This is a genomic window from Brachyspira murdochii DSM 12563 (assembly GCF_000092845.1).
Classification (GTDB): Bacteria; Spirochaetota; Brachyspiria; order Brachyspirales; family Brachyspiraceae; genus Brachyspira; species Brachyspira murdochii.
This window is the reverse complement of sequence record NC_014150.1, coordinates 236,772-261,082: the sequence shown is the minus strand read 5'-3', so window position 1 is coordinate 261,082 and position 24,311 is coordinate 236,772. Positions and strand designations below refer to the sequence as shown.

20 protein-coding genes are annotated in these 24,311 nt (G+C 29.2%); 16 read left to right on the top strand and 4 right to left on the bottom strand.

Annotation, left to right across the window (positions count from 1 at the left end; all coding sequences use genetic code 11):
- Window positions 1-198: 198 nt before the first annotated feature.
- Both BMUR_RS00980 and BMUR_RS00975 read left to right on the top strand, forming a co-directional pair.
- Window positions 199-1,248 carry a tetratricopeptide repeat protein gene (locus BMUR_RS00980; protein WP_013112728.1) on the top strand — a complete coding sequence of 350 codons (1,050 nt, stop codon included), beginning with the start codon at window positions 199-201 and terminating at the stop codon, window positions 1,246-1,248.
- Window positions 1,245-3,074, top strand: a complete 1,830-nt coding sequence (locus BMUR_RS00975) for a hypothetical protein (RefSeq protein WP_013112727.1) — start codon at window positions 1,245-1,247, stop codon at window positions 3,072-3,074. The genes BMUR_RS00980 and BMUR_RS00975 overlap by 4 nt, the downstream gene beginning before the upstream one ends.
- A gap of 7 nt (window positions 3,075-3,081) precedes the next feature.
- Here BMUR_RS00975 and BMUR_RS00970 read toward each other — a convergent pair whose 3' ends face one another.
- The 3 genes from BMUR_RS00970 to BMUR_RS00960 form a co-directional block, all read right to left on the bottom strand.
- A complete protein-coding gene (locus BMUR_RS00970) occupies window positions 3,082-4,959 on the bottom strand; it encodes a conjugal transfer protein TraB (RefSeq protein ID WP_013112726.1) in 1,878 nt (625 codons plus the stop codon).
- Window positions 4,960-4,985: 26 nt separating this feature from the next.
- Window positions 4,986-7,385 (bottom strand): penicillin-binding protein 1A, encoded by a 2,400-nt coding sequence (locus tag BMUR_RS00965; RefSeq protein WP_013112725.1) that lies wholly within the window; start codon window positions 7,383-7,385, stop codon window positions 4,986-4,988.
- 630 nt (window positions 7,386-8,015) lie between these two features.
- Complete coding sequence (locus tag BMUR_RS00960) at window positions 8,016-8,732, bottom strand: META domain-containing protein (protein WP_013112724.1); 717 nt, start codon at window positions 8,730-8,732, stop codon at window positions 8,016-8,018.
- Between the two features lie 177 nt (window positions 8,733-8,909).
- Between BMUR_RS00960 and BMUR_RS00955 the strand changes: the two genes are divergently transcribed.
- The 14 genes from BMUR_RS00955 (at window position 8,910) to BMUR_RS00895 (ending at window position 23,473) form a co-directional block, all read left to right on the top strand.
- Window positions 8,910-9,410, top strand: a complete 501-nt coding sequence (locus BMUR_RS00955; RefSeq protein WP_013112723.1) for a GNAT family N-acetyltransferase — start codon at window positions 8,910-8,912, stop codon at window positions 9,408-9,410.
- A 218-nt stretch (window positions 9,411-9,628) separates the two neighbouring features.
- Window positions 9,629-10,417 carry a flagellar type III secretion system pore protein FliP gene (gene fliP / locus BMUR_RS00950; RefSeq protein ID WP_013112722.1) on the top strand — a complete coding sequence of 263 codons (789 nt, stop codon included), beginning with the start codon at window positions 9,629-9,631 and terminating at the stop codon, window positions 10,415-10,417.
- 52 nt (window positions 10,418-10,469) lie between these two features.
- Window positions 10,470-10,739: a flagellar biosynthesis protein FliQ gene (fliQ, locus tag BMUR_RS00945; protein ID WP_012669897.1), complete on the top strand. Its 270-nt coding sequence runs from the start codon at window positions 10,470-10,472 to the stop codon at window positions 10,737-10,739.
- A 39-nt stretch (window positions 10,740-10,778) separates the two neighbouring features.
- Window positions 10,779-11,582, top strand: a complete 804-nt coding sequence (gene fliR, locus BMUR_RS00940) for a flagellar biosynthetic protein FliR (RefSeq protein WP_013112721.1) — start codon at window positions 10,779-10,781, stop codon at window positions 11,580-11,582.
- Window positions 11,579-12,778: a flagellar biosynthesis protein FlhB gene (gene flhB / locus BMUR_RS00935; protein ID WP_013112720.1), complete on the top strand. Its 1,200-nt coding sequence runs from the start codon at window positions 11,579-11,581 to the stop codon at window positions 12,776-12,778. Before fliR ends, flhB begins: the two co-directional genes overlap by 4 nt.
- A 21-nt stretch (window positions 12,779-12,799) precedes the next feature.
- Window positions 12,800-14,911 carry a flagellar biosynthesis protein FlhA gene (locus tag BMUR_RS00930; protein ID WP_041749963.1) on the top strand — a complete coding sequence of 704 codons (2,112 nt, stop codon included), beginning with the start codon at window positions 12,800-12,802 and terminating at the stop codon, window positions 14,909-14,911.
- 64 nt (window positions 14,912-14,975) lie between these two features.
- Complete coding sequence (locus BMUR_RS14705) at window positions 14,976-15,149, top strand: hypothetical protein (RefSeq protein ID WP_008725115.1); 174 nt, start codon at window positions 14,976-14,978, stop codon at window positions 15,147-15,149.
- Between the two features lie 77 nt (window positions 15,150-15,226).
- On the top strand, window positions 15,227-17,200 hold the full coding sequence (locus BMUR_RS00925) for a flagellar biosynthesis regulator FlhF (protein WP_013112718.1): 1,974 nt from the start codon (window positions 15,227-15,229) through the stop codon (window positions 17,198-17,200).
- Between the two features lie 35 nt (window positions 17,201-17,235).
- Complete coding sequence (locus BMUR_RS00920) at window positions 17,236-18,099, top strand: MinD/ParA family protein (protein WP_013112717.1); 864 nt, start codon at window positions 17,236-17,238, stop codon at window positions 18,097-18,099.
- Window positions 18,100-18,133: 34 nt separating this feature from the next.
- Window positions 18,134-18,727 (top strand): hypothetical protein, encoded by a 594-nt coding sequence (locus tag BMUR_RS00915; protein ID WP_013112716.1) that lies wholly within the window; start codon window positions 18,134-18,136, stop codon window positions 18,725-18,727.
- A gap of 249 nt (window positions 18,728-18,976) precedes the next feature.
- A complete protein-coding gene (gene whiG / locus BMUR_RS00910; RefSeq protein ID WP_013112715.1) occupies window positions 18,977-19,795 on the top strand; it encodes an RNA polymerase sigma factor WhiG in 819 nt (272 codons plus the stop codon).
- A gap of 15 nt (window positions 19,796-19,810) precedes the next feature.
- Complete coding sequence (locus tag BMUR_RS00905; RefSeq protein WP_013112714.1) at window positions 19,811-21,793, top strand: FapA family protein; 1,983 nt, start codon at window positions 19,811-19,813, stop codon at window positions 21,791-21,793.
- A gap of 25 nt (window positions 21,794-21,818) precedes the next feature.
- Entirely contained in the window at window positions 21,819-22,784 is a 966-nt protein-coding gene (locus BMUR_RS00900; protein ID WP_013112713.1) for a hypothetical protein, read from the top strand.
- Window positions 22,785-22,807: 23 nt separating this feature from the next.
- On the top strand, window positions 22,808-23,473 hold the full coding sequence (locus BMUR_RS00895) for an HAD-IA family hydrolase (RefSeq protein WP_013112712.1): 666 nt from the start codon (window positions 22,808-22,810) through the stop codon (window positions 23,471-23,473).
- On the opposite strand, the gene recO is transcribed toward BMUR_RS00895, so the two are convergent.
- On the bottom strand, window positions 23,462-24,250 hold the full coding sequence (gene recO, locus BMUR_RS00890; RefSeq protein ID WP_013112711.1) for a DNA repair protein RecO: 789 nt from the start codon (window positions 24,248-24,250) through the stop codon (window positions 23,462-23,464). The genes BMUR_RS00895 and recO overlap by 12 nt on opposite strands.
- Between the last annotated feature and the right edge of the window lie 61 nt (window positions 24,251-24,311).

Here is a 24,311-nt window from a genome sequence, read left to right as displayed (position 1 = left end):
AGCTATAAAATTATTATGAATATGGTTAATAATTTTTATATTTAATTTTATCAAATACTTTTGAAATAAGTATATTCTTTAACAGGATAAATATGAAAGTATGGCTTTTGGTTGACAAACTTAAAAATCTTTAGTATATTTATTTAATCTGCAAGAGATCGTTTATTATATTAGTATGTATAAATTAAGGATAAATTTATGGTAGATGATTTATTAAAATTGGCATATGAAGCATTTGATAATGAGGATTATGAAAACGCTATAGAATATTGTGATAAACTAATATTTTATAATGGAGATAATGAAGGAGTTTATAATTACAGAGGACTTGCCAAAAGCAATTTAGGTAAATATAAAGAGGCATTAGATGATTTTAATACCGCTTTAAAATTGGATAATAATAATGCAGATATATATTATAATAAAGGTGTAACTGAATATCATATGGGTGATTATGATAAAGCCATTGAAGATTACACTAAAAGTATAGAACTTGATAATAGTATTGATGATGTTTATAATAATAGAGGTTTATGTTATTCTGCATTAGGAGATTTTGAAAAGGCTATTGAAGATTTTACCTATGCAATAGAATTAAATAATGAGGATTCACAGTACTATTATAATAGAGGACTTGCAAAAGATAATTTAGAAGATTTTGAAAGTGCATTAGATGATTACGATAAAGCTATTGAAATAAATCCTAAGTACAGCAATGCTTATAATAACAGGGGAAATGCAAAGGCTGAATTGAATTATGATGAAGAAGATATTATAAAAGATTACGATAAAGCTATAGAACTTGATAATAATAATATAAATGCACATTTTAATAAGGCATTATATTACGATATTAATGAAAATTATGAGCAGGCTTTGAATATTTATAATCAATTATTAGAGATAGATGAGTATTATATAGAGGGTTATGGAAACAGGGCTTTAATTTTATATAAGTTAAATAAATATGATGAATCTATTAAAGATTGTGATAAAGCTATTGAATTAGACAGTAAGTATTGGTTATTATATTTAAATAGAGCAGAGATTAAACTTGAAGTTGCTAAGAAAAATATTGATGATTTTAAAAAATTAAATGATGAAGTATTTGAAGATATAAAAAAATCTTATGAGTTAGCTTTAGAAGATGAAGATAATTTGAATGAGTTTAATAATTTTGTATCAGAATTGGCCAATGAAGGATTTGAAGCGGCAATAAAATTCTGTAAGGAATATAAATTATTATGAATATAGAATCATATCCAAAATGGGATAATTATTATGTAGAAGATGATAATAATTCTGAATTTCAATCTGATAAAATGGAGCGTCCTCCATTAACAGGAAAAAACAGATATGTTCCTAATGGGCTTTATGATGAAAAATGGGGAAATGTTTATGATGCTTACGGCAAAGCAGATTTAACTCCTTATTATATAGAGGCACTTACAAGCAATGATGATAATGATGTTAATTTTGGTGTTTATGGTCTTTATTCTGCAACTACTCATCAGGGAAGTGTTTATAAATCTTCAAAAATGGCAGTTCCTTATTTGGCTGATTTACTTAAGTTTAATAATAATTCTTCAGAGTTGGCATGTATATTTCTATCAAGAATAGCATTGGGAGAAAATCATTTTATTAATACACCGTTTTTTTATAAGACAAAATATTACAGTAGTGTTAAAAAATATAAAGATGAGATAATTAATTATTATAATAAAAGTAATTCTTTGAATGCTATGCGTTTATTATGTTTTATATCAAAGTCTTTGCCTAAAGTTTTGAATGTTTCATATGAAGAATGCTTAAAAATAGAAAATGGAAATAAAAATAATGCTTATATTCGTCAGGCTTCTACTTTATTAGTACAAGGTTTTACAGCAGCACAATATAATTATAAAATTTCTGATAAAAATTATTATAAAGAATACCCAAATATTGATATGACAGATGACAGCTATAAAAAATTAGAAGTTCATAATCATATTGAGGAAGTTTATAATATTATGAAAACGAGTGAATCTCTTTTAGTCAGAGGCTCTGCTGCAATTTGTTTAGCTTATACTGGAGTATTTAATAAAGATATTTCTGATTTACTATTGTACATAGCTGAAAATAATTGTACAGGTGTTGATTGGGTATGGGACGATAATTTTTCCAATATAGCAAAACATGCATGGACTTATTCCAGCGATATTGAAACATTATTAAATACTGAAGGTATTAAAACAAAAAGTGATGTATGTATTGCGGGCAGTGTTAGTAATGAAAAAAGTTATGATGATATATTAATAGAAGCTGTAGTGAGAGTTTTTCCTTATAAAGAAAAAAGAAATGAATTAATAAATATGGAATTAAATAATATACAAAAAAGAGTATTAAAAATAATAATTGATAAAGCACCTAATCTGCTTGAAAGTTATGAACTAGTAGCTATTAATATGCCTTTGAATATTGAAGCGGTAAATAGACTTATAGATGATGATTATATAAAAAATAAAATACTATGTAAAATAATTAGTTCAAAACCTTTATGGTATATAATAGAAGAAGCATTGATTAAAAAAGATGAAAAAACTATTACTGATACTATTATTAATAACAATATAGATGCATTAAAATTATTGTATGAAATATACGTACCTATAAAAAATATTGTAAATAGAGATGTAATAAAAAACACATTGAACATATATATTGACTTGGATAAAAAAATATTAGATGAAACAAACACTATTTTACTTTCTTCAATAGCTGATTGTATTGTTTATAATATAGGAAGTTATAAAAATGAAATATTTAATTATCTAGATGAAACATTAATAAAAGTGAGAGATTTTAAAGATGATTATGATTACAGTGAAAAATTAATAGGTGAGTATGCAGGTGTATTCTTGCTTGCATTAGGACGTTCAAAGTTATTAGATGAAAAATATTATATATTAGTTCGTCCTTTTCATAGATATGTTAAGTATTCAAGTTTTCCGAGTAAATTATTTTTTGAACTTCTTAACTACACTTCTTTGGAACATATAGAATATATAAAAAATAGGTTTTCTATAAAAATTTAATAGAAAGTTATATTATATAATCATCAGCAATCTTTCTAAGTCTTTTGTTTCCAAGCACATGAAAATGCCTTAATTTTCTTAATGTTTCGCTTGAAAATGTAGCAAGAGGTACATAAACTATCTCAACAGCATTTTTTTTGGCAAACTCTTTTAATATATCAGATGGAGGATTAGGAGCAACATAGCCTAAATATTTATCAACAGAATATATTATAGCAGTATAAAGTAAAAGGTCAGCATAATTTCTTACAATATTTTCTTTTTTAAGTTCATAGTACATTCTCCATACATCATGAGGAGCTTGCGGAGGCATTAGAGAGGCATACCCACCGAAGTAGCATTTTGATATACCAGGTCCCACAAGCGTATTTCCCGGTTCTGTGGAGTATAATATCAAGTCGCTGTCATCATGTGCTTCACTATACCAAACTATATTCCAATCATAATCCTCATCATGATCATCATCAAAAATCACTACCATATGTCCGATATTGCCTTTCATCTTTGGAATCTCTTTAACATATATTTCATTTTTATAGTAGTTTCTTATAGTTTCACGCATATCAATACCATCTTTAATGCTCACGGTAAAAGGTTCAATTTTTGCTTTATCTTCTGTAAGCATATTTCTTATTTTTTCTCTTAGTATATTCATATGCTTTTCCATTAGTATATCTTCAGGTACATGCGAAAGTAAATTAGTTCTTTTATTCCAAACATCTTCCCATTCGCCTTCGTATTTTTCACTAGGACGCGTTGTTACATGAACTTTTTTAAAAGATGTTCTCCATACATTATCATATTTATGAAGCTTTATTTTTTTATCTTTGAGCATTCCTTCCATACCATTAGTGCTTGGATCTCTGTTTAATTTTATGGTAGGGTAGTTCTCATCTTCTTCTGTATAATTAGGATAATATTCCATTCCTTCCATAACTTCTAATGCATAGTCATTGTTTATCATACATTTTGCAGCAGTTAGCATATCTATATAGTCTGGTATGATATAGTTATCTAAAAGACATATGTTTCTTAAATATTTCATCATGTTTTTTTGCTGCAATAATGATATTGGAAGTTTGTATCTTAATTTAGCCTCTTTAAATATAGTTTCTATTATGTTTATTTTGTCAAAGCTTTCTAATTCTCCGTTTCTGTACAGTTCATACATATAAGTTGTAAAAGGAAACTCTCCAAGCATTTTATTTAAAGATTCTTTATGTACATTATATATTTTTGGTTCTGAATATTCATATTCTTCATAGTCTTCATAAAATTTTTTATTTATTATTTCTTCTTTTTCTTTACTATTTAATTTATCAAGCTTTTTTAGTATTGAAACTATACTCTCCCAATGGGACATTCCTATAACAAGAAGTATTTTATTATATTTTTTAGAGAGTTCATGTATATTTTTAGCCATATATATTTCTCTCTCTTCATCGGTATCATCTTTGTGAAATATATATTTTGATTTAACTTCGCTGTAGAATCTGTCAATTCCTATGTTTTTCATAATATAGTCATCAGGCATAAGATAATGAGAATTAGTATTTATAGAAGTAATATCTTTATCTATAGGGAAAAAAGGTATCTCTTCATCGATAGCAAGACGTACTGCTTCTATTATAGAGTCGCAAGGGTCTATAGGTATATAAACGGCTTCATTTTCAATTTCTCTTATTATTAAGCTAATATACGGAAGCCTACTTACAGCCTCACGCAAAGAATCTGCAAAATTTGCAGGGTGTTCTATAGCTACAATATCGGGTTTAAAGTTATAAAAAGCCTCTCTCACTGCCATAGAAAAATATACCCTAGAATGTATAGATGGTATAGCCAATATATTTTTATATCTTAATATATCAGAGTTTATATCAACCATATTTTTATCCGTTTATTTATATCTGCTTAATAGTTAAGGAAAGAATCAATTATGCTGTCAAGCTCATTAGAATCTTCCAAATAATGCGAACATACATTGCAGGTTTCAGTTGGTATTTTATTCGTAATAAATAAATCAGTCTGAAATGAATAGCATGAAGGACCAGGTAATTTACCGCTAATAGCACATACCTGCATACTTACAATATCATCAGGTCTGTCATACCAAGTAGGCTTAACTTCTTTTAAAGCAGCCACCATATATTTACCCCATATAGGAGCAGCAACTCTTCCGCCAACCTGATTATTTCCTAAAGAGTATTTAAATGAATCAAAACCAATCCATATTCCAGTAGCAAGTTCCGGAGTATATCCTACAAACCAAGCATCTTTCCAGTCATTAGAAGTACCTGTTTTACCAGCACCTCTTCTAGTAAATCCAGCTTCATACATTGCACTAGTGGCAGTACCGCCTCTTAATACACCCATTAATATATCGCTTATTAAGTATGCAGCTTCTTTGCTGATAACCTGTTTAGGTCCTCCTCTTAATGTTACTTCTTTTTTAAGCTCTTCTTCAAAATTATCTATGACAATGCCGTATCTGTCAGTAACATATCTTATAAGTATAGGGTTAACTTCCTTACCTTCATTTGCAAACTCAGCAAAACCTGTTGTAAGCTCTAAAGGAGTGAAAAGCCCTGTACCAAGTCCTAAAGTTAAATCTGGATTAAACATTCTTTTAGATTTATCAGAATTATGTTCAGCTTTAAATATAGGCTCTACATAATTAATAGCATTTGTAATACCTACATAATTAAGTACATTAACAGTAGCGATATTTAATGAAGCTGCTAATGCATATCTTAAACTAACATCGCCTTTAAAGTTTCCGGAATAGTTTTTAGGTATCCAAACTTCTCCATCTTCTCCCTCTTCTGGAACAAAACCTATAGGAGCATCGCTTACTATAGTAGAAGGACTATAATTACTAATATCCATTGATGCCGCATATACAAAAGGTTTGAATGCACTTCCAGCCTGTCTTCTTGCTTGAGTGGCACGATTAAATTGATTTCTAGCAGTAAATCCTGAGCCTCCAACCATTGAAACTATATATCCGTTTCTAGGGTCTATCGCAACTAATGCACCTTCAATTTGCCTTGAAAGTTCTGCCTCATCAGCTTTCATTACTTCCATAGTTATATCATTAACTTCTTCCATACCGAATATATCAGATATTAATGCTAATGGTAAAGTAGTATATTTATTTAAAGTATCTCTTACAGCGATATTAAATTTATTATAAGCACTGTTTTCTGGAAGATTAAATAATATAGAAAGCATTTTTACTCTGTCTATGGTTTCTCTATTGTATATATTGATAATATCCATAGAACCGCCTTCATATTTATTGTTATATTCTGTAAGTGCTTCAGTTAATAATCTCTGAGCTTCTTCCTGTTTTTCTATATCTATTGTAGTGTATATTTTAAGTCCGTCTTCTTTTAACGCTTTCTCTCCGTATCTGTCAACTAATTGTCTTCTTACATACTCTGTAACATATGGGGCTCTGTCTATAGATGCACTGTATGCAGTAGAACCTCTTCTTCCTATTTTACCAGTATATGTTTCCCAAAACTCTTTATGGGCTTCCGCTGCTTCTTCTCTTGTTATAAACTTTAAATCAGCCATTCTGTTTAATACAACTTTATGTCTTGCTATTGATATATTAGGATTATTAATAGGTGAGTAGGCATTTGGTGCTGGCGGAAGCGTAGCGAGCATTGCACATTCTGCTAAATCCAAATCTTTAACATCTTTATTAAAATAAAATCTGCTAGCTGCCTGAACTCCGTAAACAGAGTGCCCGAAGTATATTTGATTAAAATATAATGTAACTATTTCTTCTTTTGTGAGTCTTTTTTCTATTTGGAAAGTTACCCAAATTTCTTTTAACTTTCTCATTATAGTTCTTTCACTTGATTTTAATACTATGTTTCTAGCTACCTGCTGAGTTAATGTACTTGCTCCTCTAGCTCTTTTTCCAGTAAGTATATTACCTATAGTACCTCTGAATATACCAAAAATATCTATACCGAAATGCGTCATAAAGTTATTATCTTCCATAGAGATAATAGCTTCTATTAGTTCCGGAGGTAGGTCTTTATATTCAACTAATGCTCTTTGCTCTGTGAAAAACTCTGATATTACCTCGCCTTTTATATCATAAATTTTTGTAGGTATTGTAGGTTTATATAATTCTACCGCTTGAACATCAGGCTGCAAAACTATATCAGCTGCTAAAATAGAAAGCACTATAGTAACTGCCAAAAATATAACTGACATAAACACAATATAAAATTTTTTAAATTGCTCTATATTTATTTTATTATAATTATCCCATATTTTCTTTAAAAATTTCAATTTACTTATCCTAGCATATATTTTATTTTCTTATTATACAAATAATTATTCATTTAATCAACATATTTTTTCTATTACAAAAATTATATATATAAAAAAACACTCTATGAAATTATATTATTCATAGAGTGAAAAAGTAATGGGTTTGTATATATATCTTAAGAGCGCAACAAATGACGTTTGTAGCTATACTATATATAACATTAATAAAAAGAAACAGTAAAATATATTTAGCTGATTAAATTAAAATCAGTATATTATACTTGTTTTAAAATTCTTAACGAGATTAATTATAAAAATTATTTAATTTTAAGACTACGAATATAATGTTTTATATGTTGTATAAATTATTATTTTAGTATATAAATATGCAGACAGCGTTACAAAAGAAGTGGTGTTTGGTTCGTATCAAAGTCCCAACTACAATGAAAAAAAATACTAAATTAAAAAACTATAAGTATTAAGAAATTGAGTTTTGAAACAAGTCTATTATAAGTTTTTAATTATATTTAAGTGATTAAGTAAAAAGTAATGGGCTTATGATTAAGAAAAATCACAAGCCCATCAATAATAGTGTTAGGAGTCTGATAATAATGAATAATTGCTTTGTTTATAAAATCAAATAAAAAATTAAGACTTCATCTTGTATATTAACTTTTCTTTATCTTTGGTTGTTAATATGAGTTCATCTCCTTCTAATGATATTTTAGATATACTTCCTAACAAATTTATATATTTATCATTAGCTGTTTCTTCAGTACTTTCTGTTTTTATATCTTTTATTAAAATTCTATCATCACTAATAGTGTAAGCAGAGAAATATTTATCTCTATTATTATAACCGTAGATATAATTTTTGGTAAAACCAATAGTGATATTTAATTCATCAGATGAATTTTTTAATACAAATTCTTTACCTTTAAGATAATTTGAAGATAATTCTATTACTTCTTTAAATATTAATTCTTTATCAGTATTAGTTTTTATTTTTAAAATATTACCTTTTATTTCTAAATTATGAGCTTCTGAAAGTAATTGTAAATATTCTTCCTCTTCTTTCATTAAATTTTGAGGCCCGTTCATTTTTGAAGCTGATATATCGTTAATTTCTATATTATCTCCTATTATACGGTATGAAGCACTGTATGTATTGATAGTTGATTTTCCGCTTATTTTATTATCATCAAAAATAATTGTAATGCTGTTCTTTGCTAAATTATCTAAAGTGTAAACCTTTCCGCTTAATATTTTAGTAATTATACTATCATCAATATTAAAATCCGTTTCAGAAAACAAGGCAATAGAATATGCCAAAAAAATAAGAATATATGTTAATTTTTTTATCATATATAAATATTTTATCCTTGATAATTATTATTCATATAACTAATATAACAATTATAGTGTAAAATGTATAATAAAAAAAATAAAAAACTATTAAAATAAATTGCAAAAAAAGAAAAATAAGTTATCATATTATAGTTTACATAATAAAATCCGATAATAATATGCAGGTAATATATTATGAATAATATACGTGAAGCACATATAGAAGATGCTCAGGATATTATAGAATATATAAAAAAAGTCTCTGATGAAACAGATTTTTTAGTTTCTGGTTCTGAAGAAAGACAGCTAAATGTAAAAAGAGAGGAGGAATTTCTTCAAAGCATACAGCATTTAACATTAGAAAAAATGTTTTTATACGAAATTAGCGGTAAAATTGTAGGAATATGTAATTTAAAAGGCGTTAATAAAGTTAGAATAAAGCATAGGGCAGACCTTGGTATAGCTGTATTAAAGGATTATTGGTCAAGAGGCATAGCTTCTGAACTTATAAATCACGCTATTTATTACTGCCGGCTTAATTCTATAAAAAAAATAGAATTAACTGTAAGAACTGATAATGAAAGAGCGTTAAAACTGTATAAAAAAGCGGGTTTTGAGATAGAAGGAGAAATAAAAAGTTTTTTTTGTATAAATGGAATTTATTACAATTGTTATATTATGGGGCTTTTTATTTAAAATAACACTATAAATAAATTTTATATATAGTGTATTGATACTGTAAATGTTATTTTGCTTTTAGTATGAGATTTAATTTTTATTGAGTTGATTGCAAATTAGTTAACATAATACTTGACTATTTTAGAATAATATGTTAACTTTATTCAAGTCGTAAAGATTATCGTTTTTAGAAGAAAAAATATTAGGAAAAAAATTTATAAAGTTGGAGTTCTCAAATGCGAAAGTTTCTTATGGTAGTTTTGGTATTATGTTTACTTATACCTGCAGCAGCTTACGCTCAGAATAATACTCAAATACCAATACCTACAATAGGACTTAATGTAACTCAGGCTCAGACTCCGCAGCAGGTAAGTTTAGGTCTTCAAATATTATTTCTTTTAACAATATTGTCTTTATCTCCGTCTATTATAATAATGACAACAAGTTTTATAAGAGTTTCAATAGTATTAAGTTTCGTACAAAGGGCATTGTCTTTACAGGAAACCCCGCCAAGAGCATTGATAATGGGGCTTTCGCTATTCCTTACATTTTTTATAATGATGCCTACATTAACTCAGGTCAATAATGAGGCACTGCAGCCGTATTTAAACGGATCTATAGGTGTCAATGAATTATACAGCAGAGGCATACAGCCTATAAGAATGTTTATGTTTAACTCTTTAAGAGGTGAAAACGGTATGAAGAGTTTGGATTTATTTCTAAGTATAAGTGATACTAATATAAGGCTTAGAGATATTCAGACTGTAGATGATTTGAATAGAATACCCACTATAGTAGTAGTGCCTGCATTTATAATAAATGAGCTTACTATAGCATTCAAAATGGGAATATATTTATTTATACCATTTATTGTTATAGACTTGGTTGTTGCTTCTATACTTATGGCTATGGGTATGATAATGCTTCCGCCTATTATGATATCTTTACCTTTAAAGATAATTTTGTTTGTGGCAGTTGATGGCTGGAAACTATTAATACTTCAAATAGTTCAAAGTTTCCAATAATTATAAAAAAGTATTTGGTTTTTATATAGTTAATTTATTTTAAGGAATTTTTATGAGTGATACTTCAATTATTGTTTTGGTGCAGGAAACATTATGGGTTTTTATGCTTCTTTCTGCTCCTGTTTTGGGCGTATCAATAATAGTAGGTTTGATAATTTCTATACTTCAGGCTACTACAAGTATTCAGGAGCAAACTTTAACATTTGTTCCAAAGATGATAGCGATGCTTGCTGTTATATATATGCTTGCTTCTTGGATGCTTAATTATACAAGTGCTTTTACTGTAAGACTATTTAGCATACTTCCTAGTATAGCTAGATAATAAATATTTATAATAGGTTAGGAATAATAGGAATAAAGAATGGATAATTTTGTTAATTTTTTCCAGATTTACCTGCTCATCATGGTAAGGTTTATAGCTATACTTATGGTAGCTCCTTTATTCTCATCTAATGTTATTCCTAATAGTATAAAAATGGCACTTGCTTTTATAGCCACAGCTACAATATTTCCTTTGGTCGCTGATATATCTGTTCAGGCTGCTCCTACTTTTATGGAATATTTTTTAACACTTCTTAATGAAGCACTTATTGGAATATTAATAGGATTTTTAATGTCTATTATATTTGCTGCTTATCAGGTTATGGCAAATTTCTTTGAGGTTCAAATGGGATTTGGTATATCAGAAACAGTTGACCCAATATCACAGGTTACAGTTCCAGTATTAGGTCAGCTTCAGTCTTTGGTAGTGGTATTAATATTTATAGCTATAGACGGACCAAGCTGGGTGGTTAGAACTTTATTTTACAGCTTCAAAGCTATGCCGGTATTAAGTGATGCCTCAAAGGCTGTATTTGCTTCATCATTTAATGGTGTTATAGATAGAATGATATATTATATGAGTTCATTATTTTCTATAGCTCTTTCACTTGCTTTGCCTATAATGCTTACTTTATTTTTATTATCGCTAAGTTTGGGTTTGTTGGCAAAAGCAGCTCCTCAGATGAATATTTTAATGTTAGGTTTTCCTATGCAAATAGGAGTTGGTATTGTTTCTTATTATATACTAATACCAGTACTTGTTTCTAACTTTATGAGAATATTAGAATATACTATATCAGATGTTAATAATATAATAACTTTCTTATCGGGAGGTACTATATGAAAAATATAATATCTTCCGTACTTGAACTATTAATAATATTTAAAGCCAAGCTATACAGAAAATATTTACGTATTACAAAAAAAGGCTATGTGTTAACATTATTTGCATCTCCTGAAGATGAAGGCAGAACAGAGCTTCCTACAGAGAGAAAGAAAAGAAAAGCAAGAGAAGAAGAAGGACGTGTCGTAAACTCTGCAGAAATAAATCAAACTCTTGTTTTAGCAGTTACAATAGCAGTAATAGCACTTCTTACAACATATTTAACTGATACAGTGTCTAAATTCTTTATGACAATATTAAATAAAATATCAACAGCAGACGCCACTATGAATGTATTGTCTCTGCCGGATATGTTTTTGGAGATAGTAGTTTTAATAGCAAAAACTGCAGGTATAGTTTTGGCAGTAGCTTTGGTTGTAGGTGTGGGTATTAATCTAGCACAAACTAAATTCCTATTTACGACTAAAAAATTAAAACCTAATTTTAAAAGAATAGCTCCTACTTGGTCAAACTTTAAAGAGAGGGTATTTGTTTCTTCACAAAACTTAATGAACTTGGCAAAAATTTTGTTTAAAATGGTAGTTATATCATTTCTTACTTTTACTACCATATATGGAAAAAGCACTGAACTATTTAATATGACTAATATGGAGCTTCCTCAGGCTATGCATCTTTTCTTTTTTATAGTTTTGGAGATGCTTGCTAAGGTAATAGTATTTATGATAATAGTATCTGCTTTCGACTATTTCTTTCAAAGAAGGCAGTATATTAACAGCTTGAAAATGACAAAGCATGAGATGAAAGAAGAGTTCAAAGAGATGGAAGGAGATCCTTTGGTAAAAAGTCAATTGCAGGATATGGCTAGAAAGATTGTAAGCAGAACGATGCTTAAAGCTGTACCAGAGGCTGATGTAGTTATTACAAACCCGACTCACTTTGCAGTTGCTTTAAAATATGAAAATGGCGATTATGCTCCAGTAGTAACAGCTAAGGGAGCGGATCATATAGCTTTAAGAATAAAAGAAATAGCTAAAGAAAATGATGTACAAATAGTAGAGAATAAACCTTTAGCCCGTGAATTATATTTTAATGTTGAAATAGGGCAGTATATACCAGAAAAACTGTTCCATGTTGTTTCAAGAATACTTGGCGAAGTATATAGAATACGTAATGAAAAAATGGCAAGGGCTATATAGGAGGAATAAAAAGTGGCAACAATGAATGGTGCTAAATCAATATTAGATAATATAAAACTGCCTGCTAATATGAGCAGACACAGCGATATAATGTTTGCTGTAGGTGCGGTTATGGTAATAATGATGCTCATTATACCATTACCTTCCTTTGTATTAGACTTTTTGCTTATAGTAAATATTATAGTATCATTATTAATATTACTTATGGTGCTTAGTATAAAAAGTGCCAATGATTTCAGTGTATTTCCTTCTGTACTTCTTGTTATGACAGCTTTCAGACTTGCTCTAAACGTATCCACTACAAGAGCTATTCTTACAGAGGGTGCTAATTTTAATGGTAAAGTTATCACATCATTTGCTGATTTTGTAGTAGGCGGAAATATAGTTGTGGGTGTGGTAATATTTATCATACTTATTATAGTACAGTTTGTAGTTATCACTAAAGGTGCTACAAGGGTATCAGAAGTAGCAGCAAGATTTGCATTAGATAGTATGCCTTCAAAAATGATGGCTGTTGAAAGCGAACTTCAGGCTGGTGCTATTACTGATAAAGAGGCAGAAGAGAAGAGAAAAAAGATCAGAGGAGAGAGTGATTTTTACGGTACTATGGACGGTGCTTCAAAGTTTGTACAAGGAGACGTTATAGCAGGTATCATAATCACAGTTATAAATATAGTAGGCGGACTCATCATAGGAATGACTATGAGAGGAGAGCCTTTTGCTCAAGCTGTTAATGCTTATACACGCTTTACAGTAGGTGATGGTTTGGTAAGTCAGATACCTTCTTTCTTTATGAGTTTTGCTACTGGTTTATTAGTAACCAGAAGCAGCAGCGAAGATAATTTGTCTACTCAAATTGCAGTGCAGATTTTTGCTAAACCTAAAAACTTATTTATAGGTGCTGGTTTTGCTTTCTTTTTAATGCTTTTACCGGGTTTTCCAAAGATAGCTTTGTTTGTTATAGCATTAGCATTATTTTTAGCAGGTTATGCTTTGAAAAAAGAACAGCAGGAGCTTGGACTTAATGAAGACGGTACAAAAACAGATGCAGGAGAGCAGGTGCATCAAGGTCCTTTAGATGTTACTCCTTTCTTAAAAGTGGAAAAGATAGAACTTTCTGTTGGTGCTTCGCTCATACCTTTGGCATTAGAGTCTGAGGGCGGAGATTTAATTAACAGAATAAGTCAGATACGTAGAGAGCTTGCTTTGGAAGTGGGATTGGTTGTACCTCCAGTACGTATTGTAGATAATAGTGTAATAGAGCCAGACGAATATACTGTAAGTATTAATGGTACAGAGATGGCTAAAGGATTCGTACGTCCTAATATGCTTTTAGCTTTGAATGCAAATTCTCCAGACGGACCTTCACCAGATTGTGAGAAAGTAAGAGAGCCTGCATTTGGGCTTCCAGCTTATTGGATTAAAGTTGATGAAAAAGATATGGCTGAGAAAAAAGGATTTATGCTGTTTCAGCCTACATCAGTTATTGCTACCCACTTTAGCGAAACTATTAAAAGAAATGCTAATCTTCTTATCGGACGTGAAGAGGTACAGAATATGCTCGATCTTATTAAAGATGACCATAAAGCTCTTGTATCCGAAGTACTTGCTGCTAAACCTCATAATGAAAGTCCTCTTGGTTATATACAAAAAGTGTTGCAGAATCTTCTTCAGGAGGAAGTGCCTATCAGAAACAGTGTTGCTATATTAGAGGGTGTTGCTGATGCTATATCTATTATGGGAAGCGAACAGGCTACTGAACTTGTAAGAAGCAGACTTGCATCTCAAATATCACAGATGGTTGCAGACCAAGACAGAAATATTAGAGTTATCACTTTAAGTCAGCAATTGCAAAATAATATAGCTCAAAACCTTGCAAATACTGGAAATTTACAAGGCTCTCAAATGATAGCTATGAGTTTTGAAAGTATGCAGAACTTGATTAAAAATATAAAAGATGCTGTTAAACTTGTTAGTGATTCTGGAGTTGATGATATAGTATTTTTAACTTCTCCTATCATAAGAAGACCTTTATATCAATTTATAGCCAAAAATATTGGTAAGTATAAGGTCATAGCAACTACCGAAATAGCACAGGGGTATAATGTACAGGGAGTTGCTAGTATAAAATAATAAAATACAAAGCTCTGTAAAAGAGTATTTTTAAGATATAAATATAATTATTTGGAGTAAAACAATGAAAACTATAAAAATTTTTGGTAAAAATAGGGAAGAAATTGAAAAACAAGCCAGAGATAAATATGGCGAAAGTTACTTTATTATCAGTGTTAGAGAAAGTAAAAGAAAAAACATATTTGGTATGATTAAAAAAGAGTTTGAAGTTTCTATTGGTATATTAGAACAATATTAATAAAAAATTAAGATAAATTATTAAGATATAAATATTTATAATCGAGGAGTTTTTAAGATGATTAGAGGAGTTATACTATGGTAGATATACGTACTATAAGAGGGAAGGATAAAACTGACGCCTTTGCCAAAGCTAGAGTGGAATACGGCGGAAATTTTGTTATACTGACAAGCAAAGATGTCAAAGTAGGCGGTTTCTTAGGTCTTGGAATGAAAACAGAGCATGAACTTAGAATAATGCTTAATAACTCTATATATGATAGAAAAAATAATTCAGAAGAAAAAAATTCTTATGACAGCAGTACAGAAGATGATGATATGCATAGAAGCAAACTTCTAAGCGACAGAATAGAGATGAAAAAGCATACAACTGAAACTATTGATGCAAGCGAAATGGCTGATAGAATAGTTGCAGTAACTAAGGCTTTAAAAGAGGCTTCAAGAGAAAGAAATGCCAATAGAACAAGCAGTTCTTCAGCTATAAAAAATAGTTTAAACTCTTCTTCTCAATCTGTTCATTCTGACAGTTTTGATGATGACAGCAGAGATGGTATTAGTAGTATCAACGAAGAACTTGTTAATGAAACTTTGGAAAGCAATAATCATTCATATATCGAAGAAAAAAATGAAAATATATCTGCTAGAGAGATAAATAATAATAGCACAGATAATTTTACTCCATTGCCTCATTTTAATAATTCTCCATATTCTAATTTTTCATCTTCTACATTTACTAATGTAAAAGGTTCAATACTTTCTGACTATAATACAAATAATAGTTTTTCTCCAATAAATAATTATAGTAATTTTGCTAATAATAGTTTTATGAATGGTATGAACAGCAATATGAATAATTTTAATAGCAATGTTATACCTAATCATATTAACACTTCAAATAATCATAATAATAATTCGGTTAATGCTGCTAATGCTATAGATGAAAATGTAAAAAAATTAGTTCAAGAGCAGATAAGAGATATGGTAAAAGAATATTTGGAAGGAAGTTTACCAAATATTAATAAAAATAAATATAGTTCTCAAAATAATAGTAATTCTTCTAATAATAAAAATGCATTTACAGATACTGAAGATGAAGAAATTAATAATGCCATAGAAGAAATAAAAGAATACAGAGAAGAAAATAATCTCACTAGAGAACATAAAGAAAAGAAAACTAACATTAGAGATTATTTTGAAGATACTGATGAAATTTCTGATGATTATAATAATAATGATGAAAGCTCTGATAATAGTCCTGCTGACGGAATGGAGGAGAGTTTTAATTATTTAAGAGACAGAGAGTTTCCAGAGGAAGTGCTTTTAGAATTAAGAGAATATTTATTAACTTCAAGTAATGCAAGATTTTTTCAGTCTAAAGATGTAATTAGAGAGGAGGTTGAAAAATATTTTTCTGACAAATTAATATTAGCTAATGGTATAGATGTAGGAGCCAAAAAGAAAATTATAGTATTTGTAGGACCTACAGGAGTTGGAAAAACAACAACTATACCTAAAATAGCAGCTCAGCATATGAAATCTGGAAAAAAAGTTTCTTTTGTTACAATAGATAATTATAGAATAGCAGCAGTTGACCAGCTGCAAAGATATGCTAGTATTATGAAAGTTCCATTTACTAGTGCAAGTACCCCAGAGGCTTTAAGGGCAGAAATTAGAAAGATGGATAATTCATCGCTTTTATTTATTGATACTATGGGACGTTCTCCAAAAAGTGCTGAAGAAATAGTTGCTATGTCAAAATATTTCACTACAGTTGGAAGATTTGACATGGATATTCAGCTTGTTATGAGTGCCACTGCTAAATATAAAGATGCTGTAAAAATACTTAATGGTTTTAAGCCTACTAATTATAAGGGAGTAATACTTACAAAAGTTGATGAAACTGATTATTTGGCTTCTTCAATTTGTGCTATTACAAGAAAGAAACTGCCTATTACCTATATAACACATGGTCAGGGAGTTCCTAAAGATATATCTACAGCTAAGAAATATGGTTATAAAATAATGGAAGGATTATTTGGTTCTTCAAAATAAAGATAATTATAAAAACAGGAAATTAAGTATATATTATGAAAGATCAAGCAGATGAATTAAGAAAGATGATGGGCGTAAAAGATAAACGCCCTCAGCGTATAATAAGCATAGCCAGCGGCAAAGGCGGCGTAGGCAAAACTAATATAGCTATTAATCTATCCATAGCATTGCAGGAATTGGGTCAGAATGTGCTTTTAATAGACGCTGATCTTGGACTTGGAAATGTTAATGTTATACTTGGTAATATGCCGGAGTATAATCTTTACCATGTTATAAAAGGGGTAAAAAAACTTCATGAGGTTGTGCTTGAAACTGATTACGGCATAAGGTATATTGCAGGAGCTTCAGGATTCTCTTCTCTTGCAAATCTTTCTGGAAGAGCTTTAACTAAATTGGTTAATAGTATGGATTCTTTAAATGATGCTGATATCATTATAGTAGATACAGGTGCTGGAATATCTGATACAGTTTTATATTTTTTATTATCATCAGATGAAAGTATTGTTGTTACAACTCCAGAACTTACTGCTATACTTGATGCTTATGGTGTAATAAAATCTATAGCCCCTGAAAATTCTAATGCTGATATAAAAATATTGGTTAATAGAGTTACAAAGGCTTCTGAAGGTAAAGAAGTTGGAGATAAAATTATTATGACGAGCAAAAAATATTTGGATATGGATGTAAAATATTTAGGTCATATTTTGGAAGATAAAACTATTCCTTATGCAGTGTCTCAGCAGCTTCCTTTTTATCAATATGATAATAAATGTCATGCCTCTATGTCTATATATAATATTGCTAAAAAAATAGTTGATATGGAATATGATGATGACAGAGAAGTAAAAGGTTTGGGCGGATTTATGGAATCTCTTTTATCCTTTGTTAGTAAAAAATAAAAATTAGTAATAAATTAATACTTAGAGGTAATTTATGAATAATATAGTTGAAAAAGTAAAACAATATTTTTCATCTAATTTTGGAAAATTAGCATCAATTATAGCTGGACTTTCTTTTGTTATAACGCTTATATTATCAGTTTCTTATAAAAATAGAATTGATATTTCTTTATTAAAAGCAATTTTTTCAGCTATTATAACTATTGTCATATTGTTTTTATTGGGTACAATATTGAAAAAATATTTAGGTGATGTGATAGATGAAGCAGATACTAATTCTAATATGGATATAGACTATAATGCTATAGATGATAATAGTACTAATAATACATCTGCTGATAATGATAATATTCCTTTTACTCCAGATTTGAACTTGGATACATCATCTCCAAAACCTTTAAATACTGATAAAACTGCTAATAAGCCAACTTATCAAAGTTCAGGAGATGATATTGGAGATATAGTATTCAGTAAGCCTAGTACTGCAAGCTATACTTCAAGCAGCAGCATGTTCCCTGATAAAAAGGTTACAAGTGAAGAGATGGAAAGAGAGGTTAGAGAAGACCCAGAAAAAGTGGCTAAAGCTGTTAGAACAATGATAGCCAAAGATGAAAAAGATGATAAGTAAAATATGTTAAAATAAAAATTTAATAGTTAGGGTGAATATTATGAAAGGTAAAAATAAAATACCAAATATTGCTGATTAGAATAGAGAGGAGTATTGGCAGGAGTTTAAAGACACGAAGTTCTGATAAAAATGCCTGAAAAGTTACTAAGGCTGTGATAATAATTATACAAAGATAAATATAGATAATAATAAATAAGAAATTATTTAGAAAAATTATATAGTAAAAAATTAATAACTAGAGTGAATATTATGAAGATGAACAAAAAAGAAAAAGGTAAAATACCAAATATTACTAATGACAATGAACAGGAATATTGGCAGGAGTTTAAAAATACGCAGTCACCTTATATAAGAGAAGCTTTAATTATTAAATATTCTCCATTGGTAAAGTATGTTGCAAGCAAAATATCTGTTAATATGGGTTCTCATAAACATATAGAATTTCAGGATTTGGTAGGTTTCGGATCTTTCGGACTTATGGACGCTATTGATAAATATAACCCTAATAGAGATATTAAGTTCAAAACATATGCTGTTACTAGAATTAGAGGAGCTATATATGATGAACTTAGAAAGTTGGATTATCTTCCTAGGTCTATACGTAAAGATGTTAAAGAAATAGAGAAGGCAAGAGAAATATTAGAGGCAAGATTAAGCAGAAATATAAAGCCTCAGGAGATAGCAGATATGCTTGGAATACCTATAAGCAAATATAATGAAACTATGAAAAGATATATAGAGGCTTCTCCTACTTCACTTAGCGATGTTTGGTATGTTGGTGATGATTCTGATGAAATATCTGTAATAGATACATTAAAATCTAATGATAAAACTAATCCGGAATATTTGGCCGAAAGAGAAGATGTAAAAAATAAAATAGTAGCTGCTTTGAAAAAACTTCCAGAAAAAGAAAAGCAGGTGCTTATATTATATTATTATGATGATCTTACATTAAAAGAGATTGGAAAAGTTTTAGAAGTATCAGAGAGCAGAATATCTCAGCTGCATACAAAAGCTATACAGCAATTAAGATATAGTCTTTCAGAAATAAAAAAACAATTATTATAAAAATAGGTGATTTTTATGAATGAGTTAAAAAGAAAAATATTGCAAAGCGATTTTTACAAAGAAGTTTATAATAATAAAAATACACGTTCTGTTGAATTATCTGTAGCGTCTTTAGAACGCGGTATGCAGGAGGCTGCTGCTATATTTCAATGTCCGATTTATGAATTAAGTTATAAGGTTTTGGAAGAGGGAAGCAAAGGATTCTTTAATATAGGGGCTAAACCATTTTTGGTAAGATATACTCATATTACTTATGATAAGTCTAATATAGGTCTTGCTGTTGGTTCTGATTATACTGTTGGAAATGTGCAGGATTATAATCAAGAAAAAGTAGTATTTAATAAAGATACGGAAATAATTGTAAGGGTAAAAAGAGACGGAGTATTTTTGAAAGTTAATCCTCCTGTTGCTGATGGAAAAAGAATTGAAGATATGACTGCTTTGGAAGGCAAGTTAATAGATGCCGGAATAAAAGAATATGATTCTCATTTGGCTAAAAAAATGCTTCATGAGCAGACTGGACAATATGCCAAAGTTGCTGAATGGGACGTTGGAAGATCTGGAAATAATGCTAAGATTAGTTATAGCATTAGTGATGATAAAATGCGTGCTTATGTTACTGTAACAAAACCTAATAAGGGCGGAAGAGAAATGGATTTACAGGACGTAAAAGAGATAATGGAAAACAACGGTATTACTTTTGGATTTCAGGAAGAAAATGTTGTTAAGTGCTTAGAAGATGGTACTTTTAATATACCTATACTTGCAGCTGAAGGACGTCCTCCAGTAAATGGTAAGAATGCTAAAGTTGAATATTTAGTTAATGTTAATAAAAAGGTTATACCTAAATATATAGGAGAGGATCAAAGTATTGACTACAAGGATTTAAGTATAGTAGAAAATGTTGAACAGGGTCAGAAATTGGCTAGAAAAATACCAGCAACTGACGGTGAGGTAGGAAGAACTGTACTTGGAGTAAAAATAGAAACTAAAAGCGGAAAAGATATTGATATAAAAGAAATATTAGGTGATAATGTTGAAATGTCTGATGACGGAGAATATATAATATCATCTATAAACGGACAGGTGGTACTTAGAGGAAAATCACTTAATGTTGAGCCTATATTTGAGGTTTCTGGAGATGTTGGACCTGAAACTGGAAATATCAATTTTATTGGAAGTGTTGTTGTTAAAGGAAGTGTAAGCGATAATTATTCTATAAAAGCAGAGGGTAATATTGATGTACATGGTACTGTTGGAAAATGCGATCTTGAGGCTAAGGGTGATATTATGGTTAAACTTGGCATTCAGGGTAATGAAAATAGCTCTGTAAAAGCAGGCGGCGATGTTATTGCTAAGTTTATACAGTTCTCTAATGTTCAGGCTGGAAACAATGTAGTTGTTACTGAAGCAATACTTAATTCAAATATTGATGCAGATAATAGAATTATACTTATAGGTAAAAGAGCTTCTGCAAGCGGAGGAAGATTAAGAGCCTTAAGAGAAGTTAATGGTAAAGTTTTGGGTTCTCAGGCTGGTGCTGTAACATTGATAGAAACAGGCATATCTCCTGCTAAAAGACGTGCTATTGATGATTTGGATAAAGAAAAAGAAGAATTAGACAATTCTATAGAAGAAACAGAAAGAAATATTAAATCTCTTGAACAGGCCGCTAAACTCAAAAAACTTGATGATGAGAAAAAAGAACAGCTTCAGAGTTATAAAGATCAGTTAGCACAAGCAAACAGCAGAAGAGAAGAGGTAGTTTTGGAAAGAGAAGCATTAAATCAGGATATAGAAGTAGAAAAAGTAGAATCTACAGTTAGTGCTGGTAAAGAGATGCTTCCGGGAGTTAAATTAGTTATAGGAAGTGCTGAGTTTACAATAAGACAAAGTTATAAGTCTATTACTTTCTTTGAAGAAGGCGGAATGATACAAACAGAAAAATATAGAGGCGAACCTAAAAATGATAGTAAAAAAAATGAAGATGATGAATAATCTTAAATAAGAGGTTAAAAAATATATGTCTTTAAAAATAAATGAATTATATATGGCTGCTGTTGAATGCGGCATTGATGCTGACCCTAGAGGCAGAGAATGCGTAGAAAAAGAGCTTGAAAATACAAAAGATATTTATAATAATTTAGATGAAAATAAAAAAGAATATTTTGATAAAGACACAATATTTAATCCTTATGCTGATACAAGAGTTCTTAATATTGCAGAGGATAAAGATATAAAAAAAATTTTCTGCGGTATAGATATGCAGACTTCAGAGCTTTTACTTGCTGACAGACTTAATGAAAAAAATGCCTATATAGATTTGGTTATAACTCATCACCCTAATGGTTATGGTTTTGTTAATTTTTATGATGTTATAGAAATGCAGGCTGAAAAAAATGCTTTGCATAATGTGCCTATAAATGTATCTGAGGCTTTAACTAATAAAAGGCTTAATGAGGTAAGCCGTTCTGTATACGGAGCCAATCATTATAGAGATGTTGAAACTGCTAAACTTCTTAAACTTAATTATATGTGTATGCATACGGTTGCTGATAATTTTGTAGAGAGTTTTTTAACTGAAAAAATGAAATTAGAAAATCCTAATACATTATCAGATATAATTGATATTTTATACACGATAGAAGAATATAAAATATCCGCTAAGCGTTATAATCCTCCTAAAATATTTAATGGAACTAATAAATCTAAAGTCGGCAGCATTATTGTTGATATGACTGGAGGAGCTTCATTTGACTCTGCTATGATAGATGCTCTTTCTAAAGCGGGTATTTCTACTATTATAGTTATGAATATATCTGACAGACTTTTAGATGAATGCAAAAAACATTATATAAATGTTATTTGTGCTGGTCATATGTCAAGCGATAGTTTGGGGCTTAATTTGTTATTTAAAGCTATAAAAGAAAAAACTAAAGAAGATTTTGAAATAATACCTGCTTCAGGTTATATTTTTGTTTCTAAATAGTTGTTTATGTGTGGTAATAAAAAATGAGTAAATATTATAATATATTGTTTGATCTTGACGGAACGATTATTGATTCTTCTTTGGGAATAATGAATGGTATTTTGTATGGTATAAAAAAAATTAATGAAACATGTAATTTAGATATAGATATTCCAGATAGTGAAACATTAAGAAAATTTATAGGTCCTCCTTTAGATGCTAGTTTTAGAAATTATTGTTATGATGATGAAAAATTATCTCTTGAGTTTATAAAGTTTTATAGAGAAGATTATAATGGCAATAATGGGCTTTTTAATTGTTCTCTTTATGACGGCATATATGATTTGCTAAAAAATCTTTCAGAAAATAATTATAAAGTATTTTTAGCAACTGCCAAACCAAAAGAATCTGCTTTAAGAATAATAGAACATTTTGGAATGGAGAAATTTTTTACTGGATTTTATGCTCCTATTTTAGGCGGAAAAATAAAAAATAAATTAGATGTATTGAAAGAAGCATTAGAAAAAGAAAATTTTGAAAAAGATAAAACTGTTATGATAGGCGATAGAATAGATGATATAGATGCCGCTAAAAATGTAGGTATTGATTCTATTGCTGTACGTTATGGATTTGGAAATGATGACGAGTTTAAAAATGCTGTTTATATAGCTAATAATACTAAAGAAATATTTAATATATTAAAAAAATAAAATTTCTTCTAATACTTTTTTACTTTTTATATTTCTGTTTATGTGATAAAATAATGATTTGTTCATTATATCTCTTACATTGCCTATTGAATTATTATACAAGTTAATGATATTTTTACTGTTTACTATATCTATTAATGATGTGTGCTTTATAATTCTCATAAAATTTTTATCATCTTCTGTTATTTCAAATGCATCTTTTATAATTGCTTTGCATTTCGAGCATATAAGTCCTCCTTCTGTTATAGAGTAAAATGATGCATTATTATTTTCGCATAATATACATCTGTCCAAATGAGGTGATATTCCAGCTATATGGAGAGTTTTCATCTCAAATGCTCTCATTAAAATATTGATATACATTTTTTTTATTTTATCATCATCTTTTAAACTTTCAGCTTCTTCTAATTCTTCCAATGCATTTAAAGATTTTTCCATCAAAATAAAATATCTTTCATCAAAATCTCTTGCACAGTATAGCAGTACTTCCCTAATATAAAATACTAGAAGTGATGAATATATTGATTTTTCTAATGATGAATAATTTTTTGTAATACTTGATTCTTTTAATATAGATAATTGAGGCTGTTTTTTTTCGTATATGTTTATATTTAATTTTGAAATGCTTTCCAAATCAGAACCGAATGATTTTGAAGATTTTTTTGCTTTATAGCATATCGCCTGAATTATAGAGTTATTAGTTAAAAAAGAAGCTATTATAGATGAAGTTTTATATTGATTGTATGATAGTATAAATGCCTGAGTATTTTTTATCAATATTATTCCTTATAGGTATACAATATAAAAATAGGGCAGGAATCAATAAAAGAAACCCGCC

What these genes read in the sequence shown, in the direction of transcription:
- BMUR_RS00980 (WP_013112728.1), top strand. Translation starts at nt 199, where the DNA reads ATGGTAGATGATTTATTAAAATTGGCATATGAAGCATTTGATAATGAG.
- BMUR_RS00975 (WP_013112727.1), top strand. Translation starts at nt 1,245, where the DNA reads ATGAATATAGAATCATATCCAAAATGGGATAATTATTATGTAGAAGAT.
- BMUR_RS00970 (WP_013112726.1), bottom strand. Translation starts at nt 4,959, where the DNA reads ATGGTTGATATAAACTCTGATATATTAAGATATAAAAATATATTGGCT.
- BMUR_RS00960 (WP_013112724.1), bottom strand. Translation starts at nt 8,732, where the DNA reads ATGATAAAAAAATTAACATATATTCTTATTTTTTTGGCATATTCTATT.
- BMUR_RS00955 (WP_013112723.1), top strand. Translation starts at nt 8,910, where the DNA reads ATGAATAATATACGTGAAGCACATATAGAAGATGCTCAGGATATTATA.
- fliP (WP_013112722.1), top strand. Translation starts at nt 9,629, where the DNA reads ATGCGAAAGTTTCTTATGGTAGTTTTGGTATTATGTTTACTTATACCT.
- fliQ (WP_012669897.1), top strand. Translation starts at nt 10,470, where the DNA reads ATGAGTGATACTTCAATTATTGTTTTGGTGCAGGAAACATTATGGGTT.
- fliR (WP_013112721.1), top strand. Translation starts at nt 10,779, where the DNA reads ATGGATAATTTTGTTAATTTTTTCCAGATTTACCTGCTCATCATGGTA.
- flhB (WP_013112720.1), top strand. Translation starts at nt 11,579, where the DNA reads ATGAAAAATATAATATCTTCCGTACTTGAACTATTAATAATATTTAAA.
- BMUR_RS00930 (WP_041749963.1), top strand. Translation starts at nt 12,800, where the DNA reads ATGAATGGTGCTAAATCAATATTAGATAATATAAAACTGCCTGCTAAT.
- BMUR_RS14705 (WP_008725115.1), top strand. Translation starts at nt 14,976, where the DNA reads ATGAAAACTATAAAAATTTTTGGTAAAAATAGGGAAGAAATTGAAAAA.
- BMUR_RS00925 (WP_013112718.1), top strand. Translation starts at nt 15,227, where the DNA reads ATGGTAGATATACGTACTATAAGAGGGAAGGATAAAACTGACGCCTTT.
- BMUR_RS00920 (WP_013112717.1), top strand. Translation starts at nt 17,236, where the DNA reads ATGAAAGATCAAGCAGATGAATTAAGAAAGATGATGGGCGTAAAAGAT.
- BMUR_RS00915 (WP_013112716.1), top strand. Translation starts at nt 18,134, where the DNA reads ATGAATAATATAGTTGAAAAAGTAAAACAATATTTTTCATCTAATTTT.
- whiG (WP_013112715.1), top strand. Translation starts at nt 18,977, where the DNA reads ATGAAGATGAACAAAAAAGAAAAAGGTAAAATACCAAATATTACTAAT.
- BMUR_RS00905 (WP_013112714.1), top strand. Translation starts at nt 19,811, where the DNA reads ATGAATGAGTTAAAAAGAAAAATATTGCAAAGCGATTTTTACAAAGAA.
- BMUR_RS00900 (WP_013112713.1), top strand. Translation starts at nt 21,819, where the DNA reads ATGTCTTTAAAAATAAATGAATTATATATGGCTGCTGTTGAATGCGGC.
- BMUR_RS00895 (WP_013112712.1), top strand. Translation starts at nt 22,808, where the DNA reads ATGAGTAAATATTATAATATATTGTTTGATCTTGACGGAACGATTATT.